The organism is Pseudomonas sp. HAR-UPW-AIA-41 (assembly GCF_002304225.1).
GTDB lineage: Bacteria > Pseudomonadota > Gammaproteobacteria > Pseudomonadales > Pseudomonadaceae > Aquipseudomonas.
Genome location: NZ_NSLB01000001.1, coordinates 515,569 through 537,270 on the forward strand (window position 1 = coordinate 515,569; position 21,702 = coordinate 537,270).

General features: G+C 62.0%; 18 protein-coding genes, 1 tRNA gene and 1 pseudogene. 13 read left to right on the forward strand and 7 right to left on the reverse strand.

The window, feature by feature from the left end; translation table 11 throughout:
• Positions 1-54: 54 nt before the first annotated feature.
• The gene (rluB, locus tag CK486_RS02370; RefSeq protein WP_095938667.1) at positions 55-1,113 is read left to right on the forward strand and encodes a 23S rRNA pseudouridine(2605) synthase RluB; all 1,059 of its coding nucleotides are present in this window, start codon (positions 55-57) and stop codon (positions 1,111-1,113) included.
• A gap of 70 nt (positions 1,114-1,183) precedes the next feature.
• Here rluB and CK486_RS02375 read toward each other — a convergent pair whose 3' ends face one another.
• The 5 genes from CK486_RS02375 to CK486_RS02395 form a co-directional block, all read right to left on the reverse strand.
• A complete protein-coding gene (locus tag CK486_RS02375) occupies positions 1,184-2,110 on the reverse strand; it encodes a GGDEF domain-containing protein (RefSeq protein WP_095938668.1) in 927 nt (308 codons plus the stop codon).
• A gap of 226 nt (positions 2,111-2,336) precedes the next feature.
• Positions 2,337-3,074 carry a YciK family oxidoreductase gene (locus CK486_RS02380; RefSeq protein WP_095938669.1) on the reverse strand — a complete coding sequence of 246 codons (738 nt, stop codon included), beginning with the start codon at positions 3,072-3,074 and terminating at the stop codon, positions 2,337-2,339.
• 36 nt (positions 3,075-3,110) lie between these two features.
• Complete coding sequence (gene mupP, locus CK486_RS02385) at positions 3,111-3,782, reverse strand: N-acetylmuramic acid 6-phosphate phosphatase MupP (RefSeq protein WP_095938670.1); 672 nt, start codon at positions 3,780-3,782, stop codon at positions 3,111-3,113.
• Positions 3,782-4,480 (reverse strand): bifunctional 2-polyprenyl-6-hydroxyphenol methylase/3-demethylubiquinol 3-O-methyltransferase UbiG, encoded by a 699-nt coding sequence (gene ubiG / locus CK486_RS02390; protein ID WP_095938671.1) that lies wholly within the window; start codon positions 4,478-4,480, stop codon positions 3,782-3,784. Before ubiG ends, mupP begins: the two co-directional genes overlap by 1 nt.
• A gap of 133 nt (positions 4,481-4,613) precedes the next feature.
• On the reverse strand, positions 4,614-5,939 hold the full coding sequence (locus CK486_RS02395) for a TRZ/ATZ family hydrolase (protein WP_095938672.1): 1,326 nt from the start codon (positions 5,937-5,939) through the stop codon (positions 4,614-4,616).
• 97 nt (positions 5,940-6,036) lie between these two features.
• Here CK486_RS02395 and mtnA point away from each other — a divergent pair, with 97 nt between their 5' ends.
• From mtnA to CK486_RS02455, 12 genes and pseudogenes are all read left to right on the forward strand, one after another.
• On the forward strand, positions 6,037-7,113 hold the full coding sequence (gene mtnA, locus CK486_RS02400) for an S-methyl-5-thioribose-1-phosphate isomerase (RefSeq protein WP_095938673.1): 1,077 nt from the start codon (positions 6,037-6,039) through the stop codon (positions 7,111-7,113).
• A 139-nt stretch (positions 7,114-7,252) separates the two neighbouring features.
• Positions 7,253-10,042 (forward strand): DNA gyrase subunit A, encoded by a 2,790-nt coding sequence (gyrA, locus tag CK486_RS02405; RefSeq protein ID WP_095938674.1) that lies wholly within the window; start codon positions 7,253-7,255, stop codon positions 10,040-10,042.
• A 100-nt stretch (positions 10,043-10,142) separates the two neighbouring features.
• Positions 10,143-11,228, forward strand: a complete 1,086-nt coding sequence (gene serC / locus CK486_RS02410) for a 3-phosphoserine/phosphohydroxythreonine transaminase (RefSeq protein WP_095938675.1) — start codon at positions 10,143-10,145, stop codon at positions 11,226-11,228.
• Positions 11,228-12,325, forward strand: a complete 1,098-nt coding sequence (gene pheA, locus CK486_RS02415; protein WP_095938676.1) for a prephenate dehydratase — start codon at positions 11,228-11,230, stop codon at positions 12,323-12,325. The genes serC and pheA overlap by 1 nt, the downstream gene beginning before the upstream one ends.
• A 66-nt stretch (positions 12,326-12,391) precedes the next feature.
• Positions 12,392-13,012, forward strand: coding sequence for a YitT family protein (locus CK486_RS02420; protein ID WP_095938677.1), 621 nt, complete (start codon positions 12,392-12,394; stop codon positions 13,010-13,012).
• 87 nt (positions 13,013-13,099) lie between these two features.
• Positions 13,100-14,215, forward strand: a complete 1,116-nt coding sequence (gene hisC / locus CK486_RS02425; protein ID WP_095938678.1) for a histidinol-phosphate transaminase — start codon at positions 13,100-13,102, stop codon at positions 14,213-14,215.
• Positions 14,216-14,219: 4 nt separating this feature from the next.
• Positions 14,220-16,441: pseudogene (locus CK486_RS02430) on the forward strand (bifunctional prephenate dehydrogenase/3-phosphoshikimate 1-carboxyvinyltransferase).
• Complete coding sequence (cmk, locus tag CK486_RS02435) at positions 16,441-17,109, forward strand: (d)CMP kinase (RefSeq protein ID WP_095938679.1); 669 nt, start codon at positions 16,441-16,443, stop codon at positions 17,107-17,109. The pseudogene CK486_RS02430 and the gene cmk overlap by 1 nt, the downstream one beginning before the upstream one ends.
• 117 nt (positions 17,110-17,226) lie before the next feature.
• The gene (gene rpsA / locus CK486_RS02440) at positions 17,227-18,906 is read left to right on the forward strand and encodes a 30S ribosomal protein S1 (RefSeq protein ID WP_095938680.1); all 1,680 of its coding nucleotides are present in this window, start codon (positions 17,227-17,229) and stop codon (positions 18,904-18,906) included.
• Between the two features lie 150 nt (positions 18,907-19,056).
• A complete protein-coding gene (gene ihfB / locus CK486_RS02445) occupies positions 19,057-19,335 on the forward strand; it encodes an integration host factor subunit beta (RefSeq protein ID WP_095938681.1) in 279 nt (92 codons plus the stop codon).
• Between the two features lie 170 nt (positions 19,336-19,505).
• Positions 19,506-19,841: a ComEA family DNA-binding protein gene (locus CK486_RS02450; RefSeq protein ID WP_095938682.1), complete on the forward strand. Its 336-nt coding sequence runs from the start codon at positions 19,506-19,508 to the stop codon at positions 19,839-19,841.
• 66 nt (positions 19,842-19,907) lie between these two features.
• Positions 19,908-20,174 carry a hypothetical protein gene (locus tag CK486_RS02455; protein WP_095938683.1) on the forward strand — a complete coding sequence of 89 codons (267 nt, stop codon included), beginning with the start codon at positions 19,908-19,910 and terminating at the stop codon, positions 20,172-20,174.
• Between the two features lie 65 nt (positions 20,175-20,239).
• Here CK486_RS02455 and CK486_RS02460 read toward each other — a convergent pair.
• Positions 20,240-20,315 (reverse strand) — tRNA-Asn (locus tag CK486_RS02460).
• Between the two features lie 69 nt (positions 20,316-20,384).
• The gene (locus CK486_RS02465; protein ID WP_095938684.1) at positions 20,385-21,581 is read right to left on the reverse strand and encodes an amino acid aminotransferase; all 1,197 of its coding nucleotides are present in this window, start codon (positions 21,579-21,581) and stop codon (positions 20,385-20,387) included.
• Positions 21,582-21,702 lie beyond the last annotated feature (121 nt).

Here is a 21,702-nt window from a genome sequence, read left to right on the forward strand (position 1 = left end):
CCTTTTTGGCCGATAGTGCCATTCGCCCACATCACTACACCGGGAGGTGCCCAGATGGACGAGCAACAACACAGCCCCGCAGGGGAAAAACTGCAGAAAGTCCTGGCCCGCATGGGTCTGGCTTCGCGTCGCGATATCGAAACCTGGATCAGCAGCGGTCGCGTACAGGTCAATGGCGTAGTGGCCACCCTGGGCCAGCGCGTGGATCTGCATGACGCCATCAGCGTCGATGGGCGCGTGCTGCGTCGCGAGGAAGAGCAGGAAGAAGTTCGCCGGGTCCTGATCTACAACAAGCCCGATGGCGAAGTCTGCACCCGCAACGATCCGGAAGGCCGTCCGACTGTCTTCGACCGTCTGCCCCGGCCGCGCAATGGCCGCTGGATCAACGTCGGCCGCCTCGACATCAACACCACCGGTCTGCTGCTGTTCACCACCGACGGTGAGCTGGCCAATCGCCTGATGCACCCTTCCTACGAGATGGACCGCGAGTACGCGGTGCGTGTGCGTGGTGAAGTGACCGACGAGATGATCGAGCAGCTCAAGGCCGGCGTGATGCTGGAAGACGGCCCGGCCAAGTTCACCGACATCAAGCAGGCTCCGGGTGGCGAAGGCTACAACCACTGGTATCACTGCGTGGTGATGGAAGGCCGCAACCGTGAAGTGCGCCGCCTGTGGGAGTCTCAGGGCGTGGTGGTCAGCCGTCTCAAGCGCGTGCGTTTCGGACCGGTGTTCATGACCTCAGACCTGACCATGGGCCGCTGGCGCGAAATGAGCCAGCGCGAGATCGACATCCTCTCCGCTGAAGTGGGGCTGACGCCGGTCGAGCTGCCGGGTGTCAAAAGCAAGTTCCGCGACAAGATGGAGCGTTTGCAGCGCAAGTCGCCCAAGCCGGTTGGCGTGCGCAAGCCGCGTCCGGCCGAGGGCGAGCGTGGGCCGCGTGGTCAGGCGGTGATTGCCGAGCGCCCTGATGCGGCGAAGAAGCGTCCGCAGCGTGGCCGTGATGAGCCGAGCCTGGGCGAGCGTCCGGCACGCAAGCCGGCAGCGCCAGCCCAGCGTCGCCCGCAACCGGCGGGTGAAGGGCAGCGTCCGGGTTTCGGGCGTAAGCCGCGGTAATCACCGGTAAACGAAAAAGGGACCCAAGGGTCCCTTTTTTCATGTCCGCTTCGAGCAGGCAGTCAGTCGATCAGCCGGCCAGGGCCAGGCGGTTGCGGCCTTCGCGTTTGGCTACATAGAGAGCGTTGTCGGCGCGGCGCAGCAGGCTGTCGGAGGACTCGCCCGCCAGCAGGGTGGCGCAGCCCAGGCTGATCGAGACATCCAGGGCGCGGCCCTGCACCAGATACTGCAGCTCCATGACCGCCATGCGCAGGCGCTCGCCCACCATGGCTGCGGCTTCGCGATGCGTGTTGGACAACAGCACGAGGAACTCCTCGCCACCGAAACGGAACACCATGTCGACGTTGCGCAGGGTGTTCTTCAGGGTGCTGGCGACGGCGCGCAGCACTTCGTCGCCGGTGTGGTGACCATGTTCATCGTTGATCTTCTTGAAGAAGTCGATGTCCAGCATCAGTACCGACAGCGGTTGCAGGTGGCGGCGGGCCATTTCCACTTCGCGCTCCAGTGCCTTCTCCATGGCGACCCGGTTGCCGGTGCCGGTCAGACCGTCACGCAGCGCGTTCTGCACCGCGGCGCGGTACATCAGGGCATTGCGCAGGGGGAACAGCAGGCTGGCCAGCAGCGACTCGAGCTGAGCCAGTTCGTCATCGGAAAAGCGCTGGTTGCGGCGGAACAGCAGTTCGCCCATGTATTCGCCTTCGTGGCTCAGGCGGTAGCCGGCCGAGTGACTGCCGCGGCCGCCGAGTTCCAGACGCAGGTCGCTGCTGGCCTGCTGGTAGCTCAGAGCATCCAGCGGCACCAAGCGCTGCACCTGACGGTAGAAGAGTTCAAGGATGCGTTCGATATCGAGCGTGGTCTGCAGCTGCAGGGCAAGCTCGCGGCGCAGTTCGATCAGGGTGACCGGCTTCAGCGACGGCTGACGTTGGCCAGGAAAGCCCAAGCGCTGCAGCTTGGCTGCATCGAAATTGATGGTGTTGGACTGACTGGGCGTGCTCATGATCAACCTCTGGCGCTTGAAGGCGGCGACACCATGCCTACAGCGATTTCCGTGCCAGTTGTCGATTTATCTTGAAAAGTGCTTTTAAATCATTGAGTTGCAGATATTTGATGCGGGTTATTCAGACTGGGGAGACGGTTTTCTGGCGAGTCACGCGGCAAGGCCTTGCCGCTGTGATAAGGCGGGCGCCGGAAAACGGCGCGCGCCGGGGTAGCGCGCGCTGGGCTTACTGAGCGTCAAATGCCTGGCTGTTGACGCCCTTGCTGTCGGGGCCCATGAGGTACAGATAGATCGGCATGATGGCTTCGGGCAGCGGGTTGTTGGTCGGGTTTTCGCCCGGATAGGCCTGAGCGCGCATGCCGGTGCGGGTGGCGCCGGGGTTGACGCTGTTGGCGCGTACCTGAGTGCCGTCGACTTCGTCGGCCAGAACCTGCATGAGGCCTTCGGTGGCGAACTTGGAGGTGGCATAGGCGCCCCAGTAGGCACGGCCCTGACGGCCGACGCTGCTGGAGGTGAAGATCACCGAGGCGTCTTCGGAGAGCTTGAGCAGCGGCAACAGTGTGCTGGTCAGCATGAACATGGCGTTGACGTTGACCTGCATGACGCGCATGAAGTTGTCGCCGGAAAGCTGCTCCAGCGGGGTGCGCGGGCCGAGGATGGCGGCGTTGTGCAGCAGTCCGTCGAGGCGGCCGAACTCGGCCTCGATGGTGGCGGCCAGCTCGTCGTACTGGTGCGGCAGGGCGGTCTCCAGATTGAAGGGGATCACCACAGGCTGCGGATGGCCGGCCGCTTCGATCTGGTCGTACACCTCATTGAGGTTGTCTTCATTCTTGCCCAGCAGCAGCACGGTGGCGCCGTGCGCGGCATAGGCCTTGGCGGCGGCCTCGCCGATCCCGCGACCGGCGCCAGTCACCAGAATCACGCGGTCTTTGAGCAGGTCGGGGCGGGCGCTGTATTCGAACATGCGGTCGGTCTCTAAACGGAAAGAAAGTGAAATGGTTCAGCAGCTGCACAATGCGCGGTCGAGTACGGTGCGCAGTTCGCTGGGGTGGTTGACGATCACATCGGCGCCCCAGTGGCCGGGGTTGTCATCGGGGTGGATGTAGCCCCAGGTGACGCCAGCGGTACGGCAGCCGGCGGCGCGGCCGGCGGCGATGTCGCGCTCGTCATCGCCGACGAACAGGACTTCGGCCGGTTGCAGGCCGAGTTGCTGGCAGGCCAGCAGCAGCATGTCGGGGGCAGGCTTGCTCTGGGCTACATGGTCCGGGCAGAGCAGGACGGCGCTGCGCTGATCCAGTTGCAGACGCTGCATGATCGGCGCGGCAAAGCGCAGTGGCTTGTTGGTGGCCACGCCCCAGCGCAGCTTGGCATGCTCGATGTCGTCGAGCAGTTCGCTGATGCCGGGATAGGGCTGGGTCAGTACGGCGCAGTGCGCCTGGTAACGCTCGAGGAATTCCAGGCGCAGGGCTTCGAATTCGGCAGAGCCTTGCTCGGCATCGAATGCCGCGGCGACCATGGCGCGGGCGCCGCCGGAGACGACATCACGCACGGCCTGTGCCTCCACGTCAGGCAGCTCGCGGGCTGCGCGCATGGCCTGAACCACGGCGACGAAGTCCGGCGCGCTGTCGAGCAGCGTGCCGTCCATGTCGAAAAGCACCGCTCGCAGACGCATCAGGCCTCCTTGAGCGTCTGGATCATGTAGTTGACATCCACATCTGCTTCCAGTTTGTAGTACTTGGTCAGCGGGTTGTAGGTCAGGCCGATGATGTCTTTGACCTCAAAACCGGTCTGCCGGCACCAGGCGCCGAGCTCGGAGGGGCGGATGAACTTCTTGAAATCGTGGGTGCCGCGCGGCAGCAGGCGCAGCACGTATTCGGCGCCGACAATGGCGAACAGGTAGGCCTTGGGATTGCGGTTGATGGTGGAGAAGAACACCTGACCGCCCGGTTTGACCATTTTGTAGCAGGCGCGGATCACCGACGCCGGATCCGGTACGTGTTCGAGCATTTCCAGGCAGGTGACCACATCAAACTGCCCGGGCATTTCCTCGGCCAGAGCTTCGGCGGTGATCTGCCGGTATTCGACCTCGACGCCCGACTCCAGCTGGTGCAGCTGAGCCACGGCCAGCGGGGCTTCGCCCATGTCGATACCCATCACCGTGGCGCCACGCTGGGCCATGGATTCGCTGAGGATGCCGCCACCGCAGCCGACATCCAGCACCTTCTTGCCGGCCAGGCCGACGCGCTCGTCGATCCAGTTGACGCGCAGCGGATTGATTTCGTGCAGCGGCTTGAACTCGCTTTCGCGGTCCCACCAGCGGTGGGCGAGGGCCTCGAATTTGGCGATTTCGGCGTGATCGACGTTGCTCATGGGCGTTCCAGTGGCATGGGCCAGGTCGCAGCAGGCTGCTGGTGGCCGGGCAAAATGGGATAGCTGCGTATATTGCCAGTTTCCGGGCGCTGGCGGCAGCTTTGCCGCGCAGGCCAGTTTGTCGCAGCGTGCTTCAGCGCTGGGCGATACGTTCGCCCCAGGCGCGGGCGCGCTCGTTCAGTTCGTGTTCGTCGAGACGGGTCAGTTGGCCGTCCTCGACCAGTGCCTTGCCGTCCACCCAGACATGTCTGACCTCGTGCCGCGAGCAGGCGTAGAGCAGTTGCGAGACCGGGTCATAGACCGGTTGCTGGGCGAGGCCGGACAGGTCGAAGGCCACCAGATCGGCCTGTTTGCCGATTTCCAGCGAGCCGATCTGCTGTTCCAGGCCCAGGGCGCGGGCGCCATTGAGGGTGGCCATGCGCAGGGCGCTGTGGGCATCCAGGGCACTGGGGTTGCCGGCGATGGCCTTGGCCAGCAGAGCGGCGGTGCGGGTTTCGCCCAGCAGGTCGAGGTCGTTGTTGCTGGCTGCGCCATCGGTGCCGATGGCCACGTTGACGCCGGCCTGCCAGAGCTTGTCTACCGGGCAGAAGCCACTGGCCAGCTTGAGGTTGGACTCGGGGCAGTGGATCACGCTGCTGTTGCTGGCGACAAGCAGCTCGATGTCCTGTTCGTTTATCTGGGTCATGTGCACGGCCTGGAAGCGAGGCCCGAGCAGACCCAGGCGCTGCAGGCGTGCCAGCGGGCGTTCGCCCTGCTGCTGGAGTGCCTGTTCGACCTCACCGGCGGTTTCGTGCACGTGCATGTGAATGGGGGCGTCGACTTCCTCGGCCAGCATGCGGATGGTTTCCAGCTTGTCATCGCTGACGCTGTAAGGGGCGTGCGGGCCGAAGGCGATGCGGATGCGCGGGTGATGCTTGAGGTCGTCGAGCAGTTGCAGGCCCTGGCGGATGGCCTCACCTGCGTCATGGGCGCCGGGAATCGGGAAGTCGAGGATCGGTATGCTGATCTGGGCGCGAACGCCAGTCTCATGCACGGCGCGGGTCGCTTCGGCCGGGTAGAAATACATGTCGGCATGGCAGGTGATGCCGCCCTTGAGCTGTTCGGCGATGGCGATCAGGGTGCCGTCACGGACAAAGTCCTCATTGACCCACTGCGCCTCGGCTGGCCAGATGCGCTCGTGCAGCCACTCCTGCAGAGGCAGGTCGTCGGCATAGCCGCGCAGCAGAGTCATGGCGGCGTGACCGTGGGCATTGATCAGGCCGGGGCAGAGCAGCATATCCGGCAACTCGCGTACCGTCCTTGCGCCGATGCGCAGCGCCTGGTCGCGTGGTGCGAGCAGGGCAATGCGGCCATCGCGAATGCCCAATGCATGCTCGCGCAGTACCACGCCGGCCGGCTCCACCGGCACTATCCAGGTGGGCAGCAGGAGCAGGTCGAAGGGGGCTTTCGATGTCGGCATGGTCGGCGGTCCGTGGTGCTGGAGAGGCGCCAGTATAACCAGGCTCCTGGGGTATAATCGGCCGCTTTGCATGAAGAACGGAAGGTGAACTGTGCGCATGCGCGAGCGACTGCTGGTCGCGGAAAAGGTCAAGGCCATTGAATGGCAGGGTGATGCCCTGTTACTGCTCGATCAGCGTCTGTTGCCGCAGCAGCAGGTCTGGCTGCGTTACACCGAGGCGGCTGCGGTGGCTGAAGCGATCACCCTGATGGTGGTGCGCGGCGCCCCGGCCATCGGGATTGCCGCCGCCTACGGCGTGGCGCTGGCGGTACGTCAGCGGCTGGCCGAGGGCGGGGACTGGCGGGCCGCGGTCGAGAGCGACATGCGCCTGCTGGCCGAATCCCGCCCCACGGCGGTCAACCTGTTCTGGGCACTCAACCGCATGCGCGACTGTTTACAGCAGATTCAGGGCGATGCCGATGCGATGGCGCTGATGACGGCCGAAGCTGAGGCTATTCATGCCAGCGACCGTGAGGCCAATCTGGTCATGGCTCAGCTGGGTGCCGAGCTGATTCGCAGGCACGGCGACAAGCCGCAGCGCCTGCTCACCCACTGCAATGCCGGTGCGCTGGCAACCGGTGGTTTTGGCACGGCGCTGGGTGTGATTCGCGCGGCGCATGCCGAAGGTCTGGTCGAGCAGGTGTTTGCCGACGAAACGCGCCCCTGGCTGCAGGGTTCTCGACTGACCGCTTGGGAACTGGCGGCCGATGGCGTGCCGGTGACGCTCAATGTGGATGCCGCGGCCGCGCACCTGATGAAAACGCAGGACATCAGCTGGGTGATAGTCGGTGCCGACCGTATCGCCGCCAATGGCGATGTGGCCAACAAGATCGGCACCTACCAGCTGGCGGTCAATGCCATGCACCATGGCGTGCGCTTCATGGTGGTGGCGCCCAGCTCGACTATCGACATGGCGCTGGAACACGGCGACGACATCCCCATCGAAGAGCGTGCCGGCAGCGAGTTGCTGGAGCTTGCTGGCCGGCGTGTCGCCGCCGAGGTAACCGCCTGTAATCCGGTGTTCGATGTGACCCCGGCGGACCTGGTGGATGTGATCGTCACCGAGAAAGGCGTGGTAGAGCGTCCGGATGCCGAAAAAATGGCCCAGTTGATGTGCCGTAAGCGGCTGCACTGAACGGCACTTGCCGTCCGGGAGCGGGGTAGGTCCACGGCAATCGCCTGTGGTAAGCTCCGCAGGTTATCAAGGGGCCGGATGAGCCCTCCAATGCGTAGGCTCCCGTCAGGGAGCGACATAAAAAGGAACCAGGCTTCTCATGGGCGAACTGGCCAAAGAAATTCTCCCGGTCAATATCGAAGACGAGCTGAAACAGTCCTACCTCGACTACGCGATGAGCGTGATCGTCGGGCGTGCCTTGCCGGACGCACGGGATGGTTTGAAGCCCGTGCATCGGCGCGTGCTGTTCGCCATGAGCGAACTGGGCAATGACTGGAACAAGCCCTACAAGAAATCGGCCCGTGTGGTCGGTGACGTGATCGGTAAATACCACCCGCACGGCGACGTGGCTGTCTACGACACCATCGTGCGTATGGCTCAGCCGTTCTCCCTGCGTTACATGCTGGTTGATGGTCAGGGTAACTTCGGCTCGGTGGACGGCGATAACGCAGCCGCCATGCGTTACACCGAAGTGCGTATGGCCAAGCTGGCCCATGAACTGCTGGCCGACCTGGACAAGGAAACCGTCGACTGGGTGCCCAACTACGACGGCACCGAGCAGATTCCGGCGGTCATGCCGACCAAGATCCCCAACCTGCTGGTCAATGGCTCCAGCGGTATTGCCGTGGGTATGGCGACCAACATTCCGCCGCACAACCTTGGCGAAGTAATCGACGGCTGTCTGGCTCTGATGAGCAATCCGGAGCTGACCGTCGATGAGCTGATGCACTACATCCCGGGCCCGGACTTCCCGACCGCGGGCATCATCAACGGCCGTGCCGGCATCATCGAGGCTTACCGTACCGGCCGTGGCCGCATCTACATGCGTGCCCGTGCCGAGGTCGAGGAGATCGAAGGCAAGAGCAGCGGCCGCCAGCAGATCGTTATTACCGAGCTGCCGTACCAGCTGAACAAGGCGCGTCTGATCGAGAAGATCGCCGAGCTGGTCAAGGAGAAGAAGCTCGAAGGTATTACCGAGCTGCGCGACGAGTCCGACAAGGACGGTATGCGCGTGGTCATCGAGCTGCGCCGTGGCGAGGTGCCTGAGGTCATTCTCAACAACCTCTACGCCCAGACCCAGCTGCAGAGCGTGTTCGGCATCAACGTGGTGGCGCTGGTCGATGGTCAGCCCAAGACCATGAACCTCAAGGACATGCTTGAGGTCTTCATTCGTCACCGCCGCGAAGTGGTCACCCGTCGTACCGTGTTCGAGCTGCGCAAGGCGCGTGAGCGCGGGCACATCCTCGAAGGCCAGGCGGTGGCGCTGTCCAATATCGATCCGGTAATCGAGCTGATCAAGAGTTCGCCGAGCCCGGCCGATGCCAAGGAGCGTCTGATTGCCACTGCCTGGGAATCCAGTGCCGTGGAGGCCATGGTTGAGCGCGCTGGTGCCGATTCCTGCCGCCCGCAGGATCTGGACGAGCAGTACGGTCTGCGCGATGGCAAGTATTACCTGTCACCGGAGCAGGCTCAGGCCATTCTGGAGCTGCGTCTGCACCGTCTGACCGGCCTGGAACACGAGAAACTGCTGGCCGAGTATCAGGAAATCCTCACCCTGATTGGCGAGCTGATCCGCATCCTGAACAATCCCGAGCGCCTGATGGAAGTCATCCGCGAGGAGCTGGAGAAGGTCAAGGCCGAGTTCGGCGACGCCCGTCGTACCGAGATCATGGCTTCGCAGATGGACCTGACCATCGCCGACCTGATCACCGAGGAAGAGCGCGTCGTTACCATCTCCCATGGCGGCTATGCCAAGTCTCAGCCGCTGGCTGCCTATCAGGCACAGCGTCGTGGTGGTAAGGGCAAGTCGGCCACCGGGGTCAAGGACGAGGACTACATTGAGCACCTGCTGGTTGCCAACAGCCACGCCACCCTGTTGCTGTTCTCCAGTAAGGGCAAGGTCTATTGGCTGCGCACCTTCGAGATTCCGGAAGCCTCCCGCGCCGCGCGTGGTCGCCCGCTGGTGAATCTGCTGCCGCTGGATGAGGGCGAGCGCATCACCGCCATGCTGCAGATCGACCTGGAGGCCCTGCGTCAGCAGGCTGCCGAAGAAGGCGAGGATCTGGACGAAAACGAAGGCGTGGTGATCGAGGGTGAGGTAATCGAGGCCGAAGGCAGCGATGACGCCGATGTCGACAGCGCGGATGACGAGCAGGACGAGCCGACCGGCGCCTACATCTTCATGGCCACCGCCTTTGGTACCGTGAAGAAGACGCCGCTGGTGCAGTTCAGCAAGCCGCGCTCCAGTGGTCTGATCGCGCTGAAGCTGGAAGAGGGCGACACCCTGATTGCCGCGGCCATCACCGATGGCGCCAAGGAAGTCATGCTGTTCTCCGATGCCGGCAAGGTGATCCGCTTCAAGGAAAAACACGTACGCACCATGAGCCGTATCGCGCGCGGTGTGCGTGGCATGCGTCTGGCTGATGGCCAGCGCCTGATTTCCATGCTGATTCCGGAGGCCGGTGCGCAGATTCTGTCCGCTTCCGAGCGCGGCTATGGCAAGCGCACGCCGCTTGAGGACTACCCGCGTCGCGGTCGTGGTGGTCAGGGCGTGATTGCCATGGTCATCAACGAGCGTAACGGCAAACTGGTCGGTGCGGTGCAGGTGCAGGATGGCGAAGAAATCATGCTGATTTCCGACCAGGGCACCCTGGTCCGTACCCGTGTCGACGAGGTTTCGTCCTCTTCCCGTAACACTCAGGGTGTGACCCTGATCAAGCTGGCCAAGGATGAAACCCTGGTCGGTCTGGAACGGGTGCAGGAGCCCTCGGGCGGCGATGACGACGAGGATGCGCCGGAGGTCGAGTTCGCCGAGGCGGTGACCGATGCTGATGAAGTCGCTGAGGCTGCCGATGCGCAGGCCGGTGACGAGCCAGCCGATAACCAGTAAGTGCAATCGCCGCTCCGTCATCCGGAGCGGTGCAGGCTGAACCCAGGCGGGCAGATCGTGTAAGCGATGCTGTCCGCCATGCATTTAAGTGAGAGCAAACGTGAGCAAGCGAGCCTTTAACTTCTGCGCCGGCCCGGCCGCGCTTCCCACCGCCGTACTGGAACGTGCCCAGGCCGAGATGCTCGACTGGCAGGGCAAGGGCCTCTCCGTGATGGAGATGAGCCACCGCAGCGACGAGTACGTGGCCATCGCCGAGAAGGCTGAGCAGGATCTGCGCGACCTGCTGGCCATTCCATCGGACTACAAGGTGCTGTTCCTGCAGGGCGGCGCCAGCCAGCAGTTTGCCGAGATTCCGCTGAACCTGCTGCCGGAAGACGGTGTGGCCGACTACATCGACACCGGCATCTGGTCGAAGAAGGCTATCGAGGAAGCCCAGCGTTTCGGTAGCGTCAATGTGGCCGCCAGCGCCAAGGGCTACGACTACTTCGCCATCCCGGGGCAGAACGAGTGGCAGCTGTCGAAGAATGCGGCCTACCTGCATTACGCCAGCAACGAGACCATCGGTGGTCTGCAGTTCGACTGGGTGCCGGATGCCGGCGATACCCCGCTGGTGGTGGACATGTCTTCGGATATCCTCTCGCGCCCGATCGATGTGTCGCAGTACGGCCTGATCTACGCCGGTGCGCAGAAGAACATCGGTCCGTCCGGCCTGGTCGTCGCCATCGTTCGTGAAGACCTGCTCGGTCGTGCCCGCTCCAGCTGCCCGACCATGCTCAATTACAAGGTCGCTGCCGACAACGGCTCGATGTACAACACCCCGGCGACCTATTCCTGGTACCTGTCGGGTCTGGTGTTCGAGTGGCTCAAGGAGCAGGGTGGTGTCGAGGCGATCGCCAAGGTCAATCGTGCCAAGAAGGACCTGCTCTACAAGGCCATCGATGCCAGCGACTTCTACACCAACCCGATCGCGCACAATGCCCGCTCGTGGATGAACGTGCCGTTCCGTCTGGCCGACGACAAGCTCGACAAGCCCTTCCTGGCGGGTGCCGAAGCGCGCGGCCTGCTCAACCTCAAGGGGCATCGCTCGGTGGGCGGTATGCGCGCTTCCATCTATAACGCCGTAGGCCTGGATGCCGTCGAGGCGCTGGTTGCCTACATGGCCGAGTTCGAGAAGGAGCACGCCTGATGAGCGAAGCTGATCAGCTCAAGGCCCTGCGGGTGCGCATCGACAGTCTCGATGAGAAGATTCTCGAGCTGATCAGTGATCGTGCGCGCTGTGCTCAGGATGTGGCGCGGGTGAAGATGGCCTCGCTGCCGGCCGGGGAAACTCCGGTGTTCTACCGTCCCGAGCGCGAGGCTTGGGTGCTAAAGCACATCATGGAGCTGAACAAGGGGCCGCTGGACAACGAGGAAGTGGCGCGTCTGTTCCGCGAAATCATGTCCTCCTGCCTGGCGCTGGAACAGCCGCTGAAGATTGCCTACCTCGGCCCAGAGGGAACTTTCTCTCAGGCGGCCGCGCTCAAGCACTTCGGGCATGCGGTCATCAGTCAGCCGATGGCGGCCATCGACGAGGTATTCCGCGAAGTGGCTGCCGGGGCGGTGAACTTCGGCGTGGTGCCGGTGGAGAACTCCACCGAGGGCGCGGTCAATCACACCCTCGACAGCTTCCTCGAGCACGACATGGTCATCTGTGGCGAGGTGGAGCTGCGTATCCACCATCACCTGCTGGTGGGTGAGACCACCAAGACCGACCGTATCACCCGCATCTACTCCCATGCTCAGTCCCTGGCCCAGTGCCGCAAGTGGCTGGATGCGCATTACCCCAACGTCGAGCGTGTGGCGGTGTCGAGCAACGCCGACGCGGCCAAGCGGGTCAAGGGCGAATGGAACAGTGCGGCCATTGCCGGTGATATGGCGGCGCAGCTGTATGGCCTGAGCAAGCTGGCCGAGAAGATCGAGGATCGTCCGGATAACTCCACGCGCTTCCTCATCATCGGTAATCAGGAAGTGCCGCCGACCGGTGACGACAAGACCTCGATCATCGTTTCCATGCGCAACAAGCCTGGGGCGCTGCATGAGCTGCTGGTGCCGTTCCATACCAACGGTATCGACCTCACCCGCATCGAGACCCGGCCGTCGCGCAGCGGCAAGTGGACCTATGTGTTCTTCATCGACTTCGTCGGTCACCACCAGGATCCGCTGATCAAGGACGTGCTGGAGAAGATCGGCAACGAAGCGGTGGCGCTCAAGGTGCTGGGTTCGTACCCGAAAGCCGTACTCTGAGTCTGTAAGTCTGCCTGCGCCCGACCGCCTGACCGCGGCCGGGCGTTTGCTTTTTCTGGAGTGAGCATGAGTCTGGAGACGTTGCCGGCCCCCGAGCAGCACAGCTGGCTGGAAGATGTGCAGGCGCTGCTCAGCGCCACGCTGCTGATTGCCCTGGCGATCAATCTGTACAAGGGCGCCGGGCTGTTGACCGGCGGTACGGCCGGTCTGGGTTTTCTGCTCAGCTACCTGACGCCGCTGTCCTTTGGTGTGGGTTATTTTCTGATCAATCTGCCGTTCTATGTGCTGGCCTGGCGGCGCATGGGCTGGCGCTTTACCTTGCGTACCCTGTGTGCGGTCAGTCTGGTCGCGCTGTTTGCCGATCTGGGCAGTCGCTGGGTGCGTTTCGAGGCGCTGCAGCCGCTGTATGCGGCGGTGCTGGGCGGCATTCTGATGGGTATCGGCATGCTCATCCTGTTTCGTCATCGTGCCAGTCTGGGTGGGGTCAACCTGCTCGTGCTGTACCTCCAGGACCGCCATGGCTGGCGGGCCGGCAAGGTGCAGATGGCCATTGACTGCCTGATTCTACTGGCTGCCCTGACGGCGCTGGGCTGGCAGGCGATTGGCATTTCCGTGCTGGGTGCTGTGGTGCTCAATCTGGTGCTGGCCTTCAACCACAAGGCCGGCCGTTACACGGCGATCAGTTGAAAAAACGCCTTCCGGGGTCGCTGGCGGCCGCGCCTTGGCTTAAGATGGCCGGCTTCATTGCCAGCCCTCCGCGAACAGGGATCAATCATGAGCTGTGATTTTCTCGCCTTGGCCCAGCCGGGCGTACAAAAGCTGTCGCCCTATGTGCCCGGTAAGCCGGTGGACGAACTGGCGCGCGAGCTCAATCTCGATCCGGCCGGTATCGTCAAACTGGCCAGTAACGAGAACCCGCTGGGTCCCAGCAGTCAGGTGCTGTCGGCCATTCAGGCGGCGCTGCCGGAGCTGACCCGTTACCCCGACGGTAATGGCTTTGAACTCAAGCAGGCGCTGGCGGCGCGTTATGCGGTAACGGCCGCGCAGGTAACCCTGGGCAACGGCTCCAACGATATTCTCGATCTGGTGGCGCGGGCTTATCTGGCGCCGGGTCTGAATGCCGTGTTCAGTCAGTTCGCCTTTGCCGTCTATCCGATTGCGACTCAGGCTGTGGGTGCTGAAGGTCGTGCCGTTCCTGCCAAGGCCTATGGTCATGATCTGCCGGCCATGCTGGAGGCCATCGATGCCAATACCCGCGTGGTTTTCCTCGCGAACCCGAACAACCCGACCGGCACTTGGTTCGACAGTCAGGCGCTGGAAGCCTTCCTGAGTGCTGTGCCGGAGCAGGTGCTGGTGGTGCTGGACGAGGCGTACATCGAGTACGTCGAGGCTGGCGACAACCTGCCGGACGGCGTGCAGTTCCTTTCGCGCTTCCCCAATCTGCTGGTCTCGCGCACCTTTTCCAAGGCCTATGGTCTGGCGGCATTGCGCGTGGGCTATGCATTGTCCTCGGCGCAGATTGCCGATGTGCTCAACCGTGTGCGTCAGCCTTTCAACGTCAACAGCCTGGCCCTGACAGCGGCGGTAGCGGCCCTGGCTGATACTGCGTACCTGGAGGCCGGGCGCGCGCTCAACAGTGCCGGCATGCGCCAGCTGGAGCAGGGACTGGCTGTACTGGGGCTGAGCTGGATTGCCAGTAAAGGCAACTTCATTGCGGTGGACTTCGCGCGCGACGCGGCACCGATCAACCAGGCGCTGCTGCAGGCCGGAGTGATCGTGCGGCCGGTGGCGGGCTACGGCATGCCGACCTTCCTGCGCGTGTCGATCGGAACCGAAGCGGAAAATGCCCGCTTCCTCGCCGTGCTTGGGCAGGTGCTTGCCCGTGACTGAGCCGATGGCTGCGGTGAACAAGCCGCTGGAGCGGCTGGTGGTGATCGGTCTTGGCCTGATTGGCGGCTCGTTTGCCAAGGGCATGCGCGAGGCGGGTCTGTTTCGCGAAGTGGTTGGCGTCGATCTGGATGCCGAGTCCTGCCGTCTGGCTGTCGAGCTGGGTGTGGTCGACCGCTGTGAGTCCGATCTGGCAGCGGCCTGCGTCGGCGCCAGTGTCATTCAGCTGGCCGTGCCGATTCTCGCCATGGAGAAGCTAGTGGTCAGTCTGGGTCGCTTGCCGCTGGGCGAGGCGGTACTGACAGATGTGGGCAGTGCCAAGGGCAATATTCTGCGTGCCGCCCGCCGTGAGCTGCAGCAGCAGTTGCCGCGCTTCGTACCCGGCCATCCGATTGCTGGCTCCGAGCAGAGTGGCGTCGAGGCTGCAAGGGCAACCTGTTCCGTCGCCATAAGGTGATCCTCACGCCGCACGAAGCCTGTGAGCCTGCTGCCGTGGAGCTTGTCGATCAGCTCTGGCGGGTGCTGGGTGCCGATGTCGAGCATATGCAGGTGGAGCACCATGACGAGGTCCTTGCGGCCACCAGTCACCTGCCGCACCTGCTGGCTTTCGGGCTGGTCGACTCGCTGGCCAAACGCAGTGAGAATCTGGAAATTTTCCGTTATGCCGCCGGCGGCTTCCGTGATTTCACGCGGATTGCCGGCAGCGACCCGTTGATGTGGCATGACATCTTCCTCGCAAATCGCGAGGCGGTGCTGCATATCCTCGATGACTTCCGTGACGACCTCGATGCGCTGCGCAACGCGGTCGACACACAAGATGGGCATCATCTGCTCGGCGTGTTTACCCGCGCCCGCGTGGCCCGTGAACACTTCAGCAAAATCCTGGCCCGCCGGGCCTATGTGGACGCTATGCACAATACCGACCTGATTTATCTGGCCATGCCGGGTGGCAAAGTTTCCGGCCGTATCCGCGTACCGGGCGACAAGTCCATTTCCCACCGCTCGATCATGCTCGGCTCGCTGGCTGAGGGCACCACCGAGGTGGAAGGCTTCCTGGAGGGTGAAGACGCCCTGGCCACCCTGCAGGCTTTCCGCGATATGGGTGTGGTGATCGAGGGGCCGCATCACGGTCGCGTGACCATCCATGGCGTCGGCCTGCATGGCTTGCAGCCTCCACCCGGCCCGCTCTATCTGGGTAACTCCGGTACGTCCATGCGCCTGCTCTCGGGCCTGCTGGCGGCGCAGCCGTTCGACACCACCTTGACTGGCGATGCATCGCTGTCCAAACGTCCGATGAACCGCGTGGCCAAGCCGCTGCGCGAGATGGGCGCGGTGATCGAGACCGGTCCGGAAGGGCGACCGCCGCTGCAGATCAAGGGTGGTCAGCGCCTGACCGGCATGGATTACGAAATGCCGATGGCCAGCGCGCAGGTCAAGTCCTGTCTATTGCTGGCGGGCCTCTATGCCGCGGGGCAGACATCCGTGACCGAGCCGGCGCCGACCCGTGATCACACCGAGCGCATGCTGCAGGGCTTTGGCTATCCCGTGACGGTCGATGGCAATGTCGCTACCGTCGAGTCTGGCCACAAGCTGAGCGCCTGCCACATCGAAGTGCCGGCGGATATTTCTTCGGCAGCCTTCTTCCTGGTGGCGGCGAGCATTGCCGAAGGCTCCGAGCTGGTGCTGGAGCATGTTGGCATCAACCCGACCCGTACCGGCGTGATCGACATCCTCAAGCTGATGGGGGCCGACATTGCTCTGGAAAATCAGCGCGAAGTCGGCGGCGAGCCGGTGGCGGACCTGCGCGTGCGCTCGGCCAAGCTGAAGGGCATCGATATTCCCGAAGATCTGGTACCGCTGGCCATCGATGAGTTCCCGGTGCTGTTCGTGGCGGCGGCCTGTGCCGAAGGACGTACCGTGCTGCGTGGCGCTGAAGAGCTGCGCGTCAAGGAGTCCGACCGTATCCAGGTGATGGCCGATGGTCTGCAGGCTCTGGGCGTGAAAGCCGAGCCGACGCCGGATGGCATCATTATTGACGGTGGCCCGATAGGTGGCGGTGAAGTGATCAGTCATGGCGATCACCGCATCGCTATGTCCTTCAGTGTGGCCTCCCTGCGTGCCAGTGCGCCGATCCGCATCCATGATTGCGCCAACGTCGCCACGTCGTTCCCCAACTTCCTCGGTCTGGCCGCGCAAGTCGGCATTCGCGTGGCCGAGGAGGGCAAGTGATGAGTCTGGCTACGGTCATCACCCTCGACGGGCCGAGCGGCTCGGGCAAGGGCACCATCGCCGGTCTGCTGGCCGCCAAGCTGGGCTGGAAGCTGCTGGACTCCGGTGCTCTGTACCGGCTGCTGGCCTTTGCTGCCGGCAACCACGGCATCGATCTGACCAATGAGGAAGCGCTGAAGACCCTGGCCGCCCACTTGGACGTGCAGTTCGTCGACAAGCGCATCATTCTCGAGGGTGAGGAGGTTACTGACGCCATCCGCAACGAACAGGTTGGTGCAGGCGCTTCCATGGTCGCCTCGTTGCCGGCCGTGCGCGAGGCGCTGCTGCAGCGGCAGCGTGCCTTCCGTGAGGCGCCGGGCCTGGTGGCCGACGGTCGTGACATGGGTACGGTGGTGTTTCCCGATGCGCCGCTGAAGATCTTTCTGACCGCCAGTGCCGAAGAACGTGCCCGTCGCCGCTATCATCAGTTGAAAGGCAAGGGTGAAGATGTTAGCCTGCCGAGTCTGCTAGACGAGATTCGTGCGCGCGATGAGCGAGACATGCAACGTGCAGTTGCCCCGCTCAAGCCCGCCCTCGATGCCATCCAGCTGGATTCGACCGAAATGTCGATCGATCAGGTGCTGGAAAGAATCCTCGATGAGGTTGCGCGCCGCGACCTCGTTGTGTGACCAAGAAGCCGCCAGGGGACCAGTCATAGTCCTGTCGGCCTCTTTTATATGAACGTACCCATATTGTCTGGAATATGGTTTGGGCAGATTTCCTGCCCTTGATCAACAGGAATCAACATGAGCGAAAGCTTTGCAGAACTTTTTGAAGAAAGCCTGAAATCCCTCGACATGCAGCCGGGTGCCATCATCACCGGCATCGTGGTCGACATCGACGGTGACTGGGTCACCGTGCATGCTGGCCTGAAATCCGAGGGCGTCATCCCGGTCGAGCAGTTCTACAACGAACAAGGCGAGCTGACCATCAAGGTTGGTGACGAGGTCCACGTTGCTCTGGACGCGGTTGAAGATGGCTTCGGTGAAACCAAGCTGTCCCGCGAGAAAGCCAAGCGCGCTGAATCCTGGATTGTTCTGGAAGCAGCTTTCACTGCTGAAGAAGTGGTCAAGGGCGTTATCAACGGTAAGGTCAAGGGTGGTTTCACCGTTGACGTTAACGGCATTCGCGCGTTCCTGCCGGGCTCCCTGGTTGACGTGCGTCCGGTGCGTGATACCACTCACCTGGAAGGCAAAGAGCTCGAGTTCAAGGTCATCAAGCTGGACCAGAAGCGCAACAACGTTGTCGTTTCCCGCCGCAGCGTGCTGGAAGCCGAGAACAGCGCCGAGCGCGAAGCTCTGCTGGAATCCCTGCAGGAAGGCCAGCAGGTCAAAGGTATCGTCAAGAACCTCACCGACTACGGTGCGTTCGTTGACCTGGGCGGCGTCGATGGTCTGCTGCACATCACCGACATGGCCTGGAAGCGTATCAAGCATCCGTCGGAAATCGTCAACGTTGGCGACGAGATCGATGTCAAGGTTCTGAAGTTCGACCGCGAGCGCAACCGCGTTTCCCTGGGTCTGAAGCAACTGGGCGAAGATCCATGGGTTGCTATCAAGGCTCGTTACCCGGAAAACACCCGCGTCACCGCGCGCGTTACCAACCTGACCGACTACGGCTGCTTCGCTGAGCTGGAAGAGGGTGTGGAAGGTCTGGTGCACGTTTCCGAAATGGATTGGACCAACAAGAACATCCACCCGTCCAAAGTCGTTCAGGTTGGCGACGAAGTGGAAGTCATGGTTCTGGATATCGACGAAGAGCGTCGTCGTATCTCCCTGGGTATCAAGCAGTGCAAATCCAACCCGTGGGAAGATTTCTCCAGCCGCTTCAACAAGGGCGACAAGATCTCCGGCACCATCAAGTCGATCACTGACTTCGGTATCTTCATCGGTCTGGAAGGCGGTATCGACGGTCTGGTTCACCTGTCCGACATCTCCTGGAACGAAGTGGGCGAAGACGCCGTACGTCGCTTCAAGAAGGGCGATGACCTGGAAACTGTCATCCTCTCCGTTGATCCGGAGCGTGAGCGCATTTCCCTCGGCATCAAGCAGATGGAAGATGATCCGTTCTCCAACTACGTCAGCATCAATGACAAGGGCGCGATCATTCGCGGCATCGTCAAGGAAGTTGACGCCAAGGGCGCCATCATCACCCTGGCCGACGATGTTGAAGCTGTTCTGAAAGCTTCCGAAATCAGCCGTGACCGCGTTGAAGACGCCCGTAACGTGCTGAAGGAAGGCGACGAAGTCGAAGCCAAGATCATCAGCGTCGACCGTAAGTCGCGCGTTATCTCCCTGTCCGTGAAGTCGAAAGACGTGGACGATGAGAAAGACGCCATGAAAGAACTGCGCAAGCAGGAAGTTGAAAGCACTGGTCCGACCACCATTGGTGACCTGATCCGTGCTCAGATGGAGAATCAGGGCTAATCACCCCGATCCTGCACCAGAAAAAGGGCGACTTCGGTCGCCCTTTTTTGTGGGCGAAAAAAGCAGTCACGGGATGGGCTGTTCAAAGCGATTGGGTCATGCTAAAAACACTTGAAGCTGATCTAGCCGCTTGAATAAAAAGGGAAAACCATGACCAAGTCGGAGTTGATCGAGAGGATCGTAACCCACCAGGGGCAGCTTTCCTCCAAGGATGTTGAGCTCGCCATCAAGACCATGCTCGAGCAGATGTCGCAGGCGCTATCGACCGGCGATCGCATCGAGATCCGTGGTTTCGGCAGCTTCTCCCTGCATTTCCGCGCGCCACGCGTAGGGCGTAACCCCAAGACGGGCCAGTCCGTAACCCTCGATGGTAAGTTCGTGCCGCATTTCAAACCGGGTAAGGAGCTGCGGGATCGGGTCAACGACTGAGCTAGTTCAGTGAGTCTTGGTTGGCCTTTCTATCGCACTCTGTTGAGTATTGCTTGGTAGGCTCTTAGTAGTAAATGAGCAGAGTGGTTTGACAAGTCGCGTGAGGCAGCTAGTTTTGGATTGCGGCTCTGGATTTATGCCGCAATCCAAAATGAAAAGGAGCTTCTATCATGCGTAAAACCGCCATTAATTCCCTCGTATTCGCTGTTATCTCCTGTTCTTCCTTGTTTGCAGCTGCAAGTGAAACTGCTGCTCCAGTACCTGCTGCCGTGGTGCAGACTCAGTCAGCTTCTGAGTCCGCGCAGACATCACTCATCAATATCAACACTGCTGATGCCGTGACTCTTGATCGCGAGCTCAATGGTATTGGGGCAGTCAAAGCCAAGGCCATTGTTGAGTATCGCGATGCTAATGGCCCCTTTGCGTCGGTTGATGAGTTGCTGGAAGTGAAGGGTATTGGAGCAGCAACACTCGAAAAGAACCGCGATAAGCTCGGCGTGAACTGAGTAGCCATGAAGTAACCCTCGCAGGCCGATCATTGATCGGCCTGTTTTGCTTATGGAGATCGGTTGATGAATGTGTTGCCGGATTACTCTGAAGGCTACAAGGTCTACCCTGAGGTTCAGGAGCTCTTGCTGATGCTGGCACAATGCTGGGATGCGCTGAAACCCTATCTGTTGCCGCCGGTTTCCGAGGCTGATTACGACCGTCAGGCGCTGCTGCTGGTTGAGCTCTACATCCTGATCGGCAAGCAGCAGGCTCACCCTATGGCGTCGCTTGTGGCGCATCTGGAGAGGCTGCAGCGTGAATATGATCAGCAGGTGCGTTTGCTGCCCTGATGCGACGATTGATTTTGCTAGGAGAAATAAAAAAGCCCCAAGTATTCACTTGGGGCTTTTGCATTTGGCTCCGCGACCTGGACTCGAACCAGGGACCCAATGATTAACAGTCATTTGCTCTACCGACTGAGCTATCGCGGAACAACGGTGCGTATCCTACTGATTCGGAAGGGGAAGTCAACACTTTGCAACTGACTTCCCCTGACTTTTTCAGAGCACCTTGGCGATGGCCTGGGTCACGTTTTCAAGGTTGTGACTGTTCAGTGCGGCCACGCAAATGCGACCGGTACCGACGGCATAAATGGCGTATTCGTCTTTCAGGCGTTCGACCTGAGCAGCGTTGAGGCCCGAGTAGGAGAACATGCCGCGCTGGCGGGTCACGAAGCTGAAGTCGTGCTGAGGGGCAGCCGCGCTCAGTTGCTCGACGAAAGCCTGGCGCATGCCGCGGATGCGCTCGCGCATCTCGCCCAGCTCCTGCTCCCACATGGTGCGAAGCTCTGGGCTGTTCAGCACATTGCCGACTACCGTGGCGCCATGGGTCGGCGGGTTGGAGTAGTTGGTGCGGATCACGCGCTTAACCTGGGACAGCACGCGGCCTGCTTCTTCCCTTGAGTTGGTGACGATCGACAGGGCGCCGACACGTTCGCCGTACAGGGAGAAAGACTTGGAGAAAGAGCTGGAAACGAAGAAATTCAGTCCGGACTCGGCGAACAGGCGCACGGCACTGGCGTCTTCCTCAATGCCATCGCCAAAACCCTGGTAGGCGATATCCAGGAAAGGCACATGCTCGCGCTCGCGCAGTACCTCCAGTACGGCCTTCCAGTCCCCCTGGTTGAGGTCGACACCGGTCGGGTTATGGCAGCAGGCATGCAGGACGATGATCGAGCGTGCCGGCAGGTTTTTGAGGTCTTCCAGCAGGCCGGCACGGTTCACACCGTGGCTGGCGGCATCGTAGTAGCGATAGTTCTGCACCGGGAAACCGGCGGACTCGAACAGGGCACGATGGTTTTCCCAGCTCGGATCGCTGATGGCCACGGTGGCGTTGGGCAGCAGGCGCTTGAGGAAGTCTGCGCCGTTCTTGAGGGCGCCGGTTCCGCCGATGGACTGAGTAGTAACCACGCGGCCTTCGGCCAGCAGCGGCGAGTCGGCCCCAAACAGTAGCTTCTGCACAGCGCTGTCGTAGCTGGCGATACCTTCGATCGGCAGATAGCCGCGCGGAGCATGGGCGGCAATGCGGGCCTTTTCGGCCTCGGCAACGGCGCGCAGCAGGGGAATGCGGCCTTCGTCGGTGAAGTAGACGCCTACGCCCAGGTTGATCTTGTTGGCGCGAGTATCGGCGTTGAAGGCTTCATTCAGACCCAGGATGGGATCGCGCGGGGCCATTTCGACGGCGGAAAACAGACTCATGATGCGGCAGCTCGAACTGAGAAGAGGTGGGGGCAACACCCTCTGACGTAACCAGGTTGGGGGTTGCGCAAACGGGCCGTATTATAGCGGCCATGCCTGCTGCGGGCGACAACGACCGCAG

What these genes read in the sequence shown, in the direction of transcription:
- rluB (WP_095938667.1), top strand. Translation starts at nt 55, where the DNA reads ATGGACGAGCAACAACACAGCCCCGCAGGGGAAAAACTGCAGAAAGTC.
- CK486_RS02375 (WP_095938668.1), bottom strand. Translation starts at nt 2,110, where the DNA reads ATGAGCACGCCCAGTCAGTCCAACACCATCAATTTCGATGCAGCCAAG.
- CK486_RS02380 (WP_095938669.1), bottom strand. Translation starts at nt 3,074, where the DNA reads ATGTTCGAATACAGCGCCCGCCCCGACCTGCTCAAAGACCGCGTGATT.
- mupP (WP_095938670.1), bottom strand. Translation starts at nt 3,782, where the DNA reads ATGCGTCTGCGAGCGGTGCTTTTCGACATGGACGGCACGCTGCTCGAC.
- ubiG (WP_095938671.1), bottom strand. Translation starts at nt 4,480, where the DNA reads ATGAGCAACGTCGATCACGCCGAAATCGCCAAATTCGAGGCCCTCGCC.
- CK486_RS02395 (WP_095938672.1), bottom strand. Translation starts at nt 5,939, where the DNA reads ATGCCGACATCGAAAGCCCCCTTCGACCTGCTCCTGCTGCCCACCTGG.
- mtnA (WP_095938673.1), top strand. Translation starts at nt 6,037, where the DNA reads ATGCGCGAGCGACTGCTGGTCGCGGAAAAGGTCAAGGCCATTGAATGG.
- gyrA (WP_095938674.1), top strand. Translation starts at nt 7,253, where the DNA reads ATGGGCGAACTGGCCAAAGAAATTCTCCCGGTCAATATCGAAGACGAG.
- pheA (WP_095938676.1), top strand. Translation starts at nt 11,228, where the DNA reads ATGAGCGAAGCTGATCAGCTCAAGGCCCTGCGGGTGCGCATCGACAGT.
- CK486_RS02420 (WP_095938677.1), top strand. Translation starts at nt 12,392, where the DNA reads ATGAGTCTGGAGACGTTGCCGGCCCCCGAGCAGCACAGCTGGCTGGAA.
- hisC (WP_095938678.1), top strand. Translation starts at nt 13,100, where the DNA reads ATGAGCTGTGATTTTCTCGCCTTGGCCCAGCCGGGCGTACAAAAGCTG.
- cmk (WP_095938679.1), top strand. Translation starts at nt 16,441, where the DNA reads ATGAGTCTGGCTACGGTCATCACCCTCGACGGGCCGAGCGGCTCGGGC.
- rpsA (WP_095938680.1), top strand. Translation starts at nt 17,227, where the DNA reads ATGAGCGAAAGCTTTGCAGAACTTTTTGAAGAAAGCCTGAAATCCCTC.
- ihfB (WP_095938681.1), top strand. Translation starts at nt 19,057, where the DNA reads ATGACCAAGTCGGAGTTGATCGAGAGGATCGTAACCCACCAGGGGCAG.
- CK486_RS02450 (WP_095938682.1), top strand. Translation starts at nt 19,506, where the DNA reads ATGCGTAAAACCGCCATTAATTCCCTCGTATTCGCTGTTATCTCCTGT.
- CK486_RS02455 (WP_095938683.1), top strand. Translation starts at nt 19,908, where the DNA reads ATGAATGTGTTGCCGGATTACTCTGAAGGCTACAAGGTCTACCCTGAG.
- CK486_RS02465 (WP_095938684.1), bottom strand. Translation starts at nt 21,581, where the DNA reads ATGAGTCTGTTTTCCGCCGTCGAAATGGCCCCGCGCGATCCCATCCTG.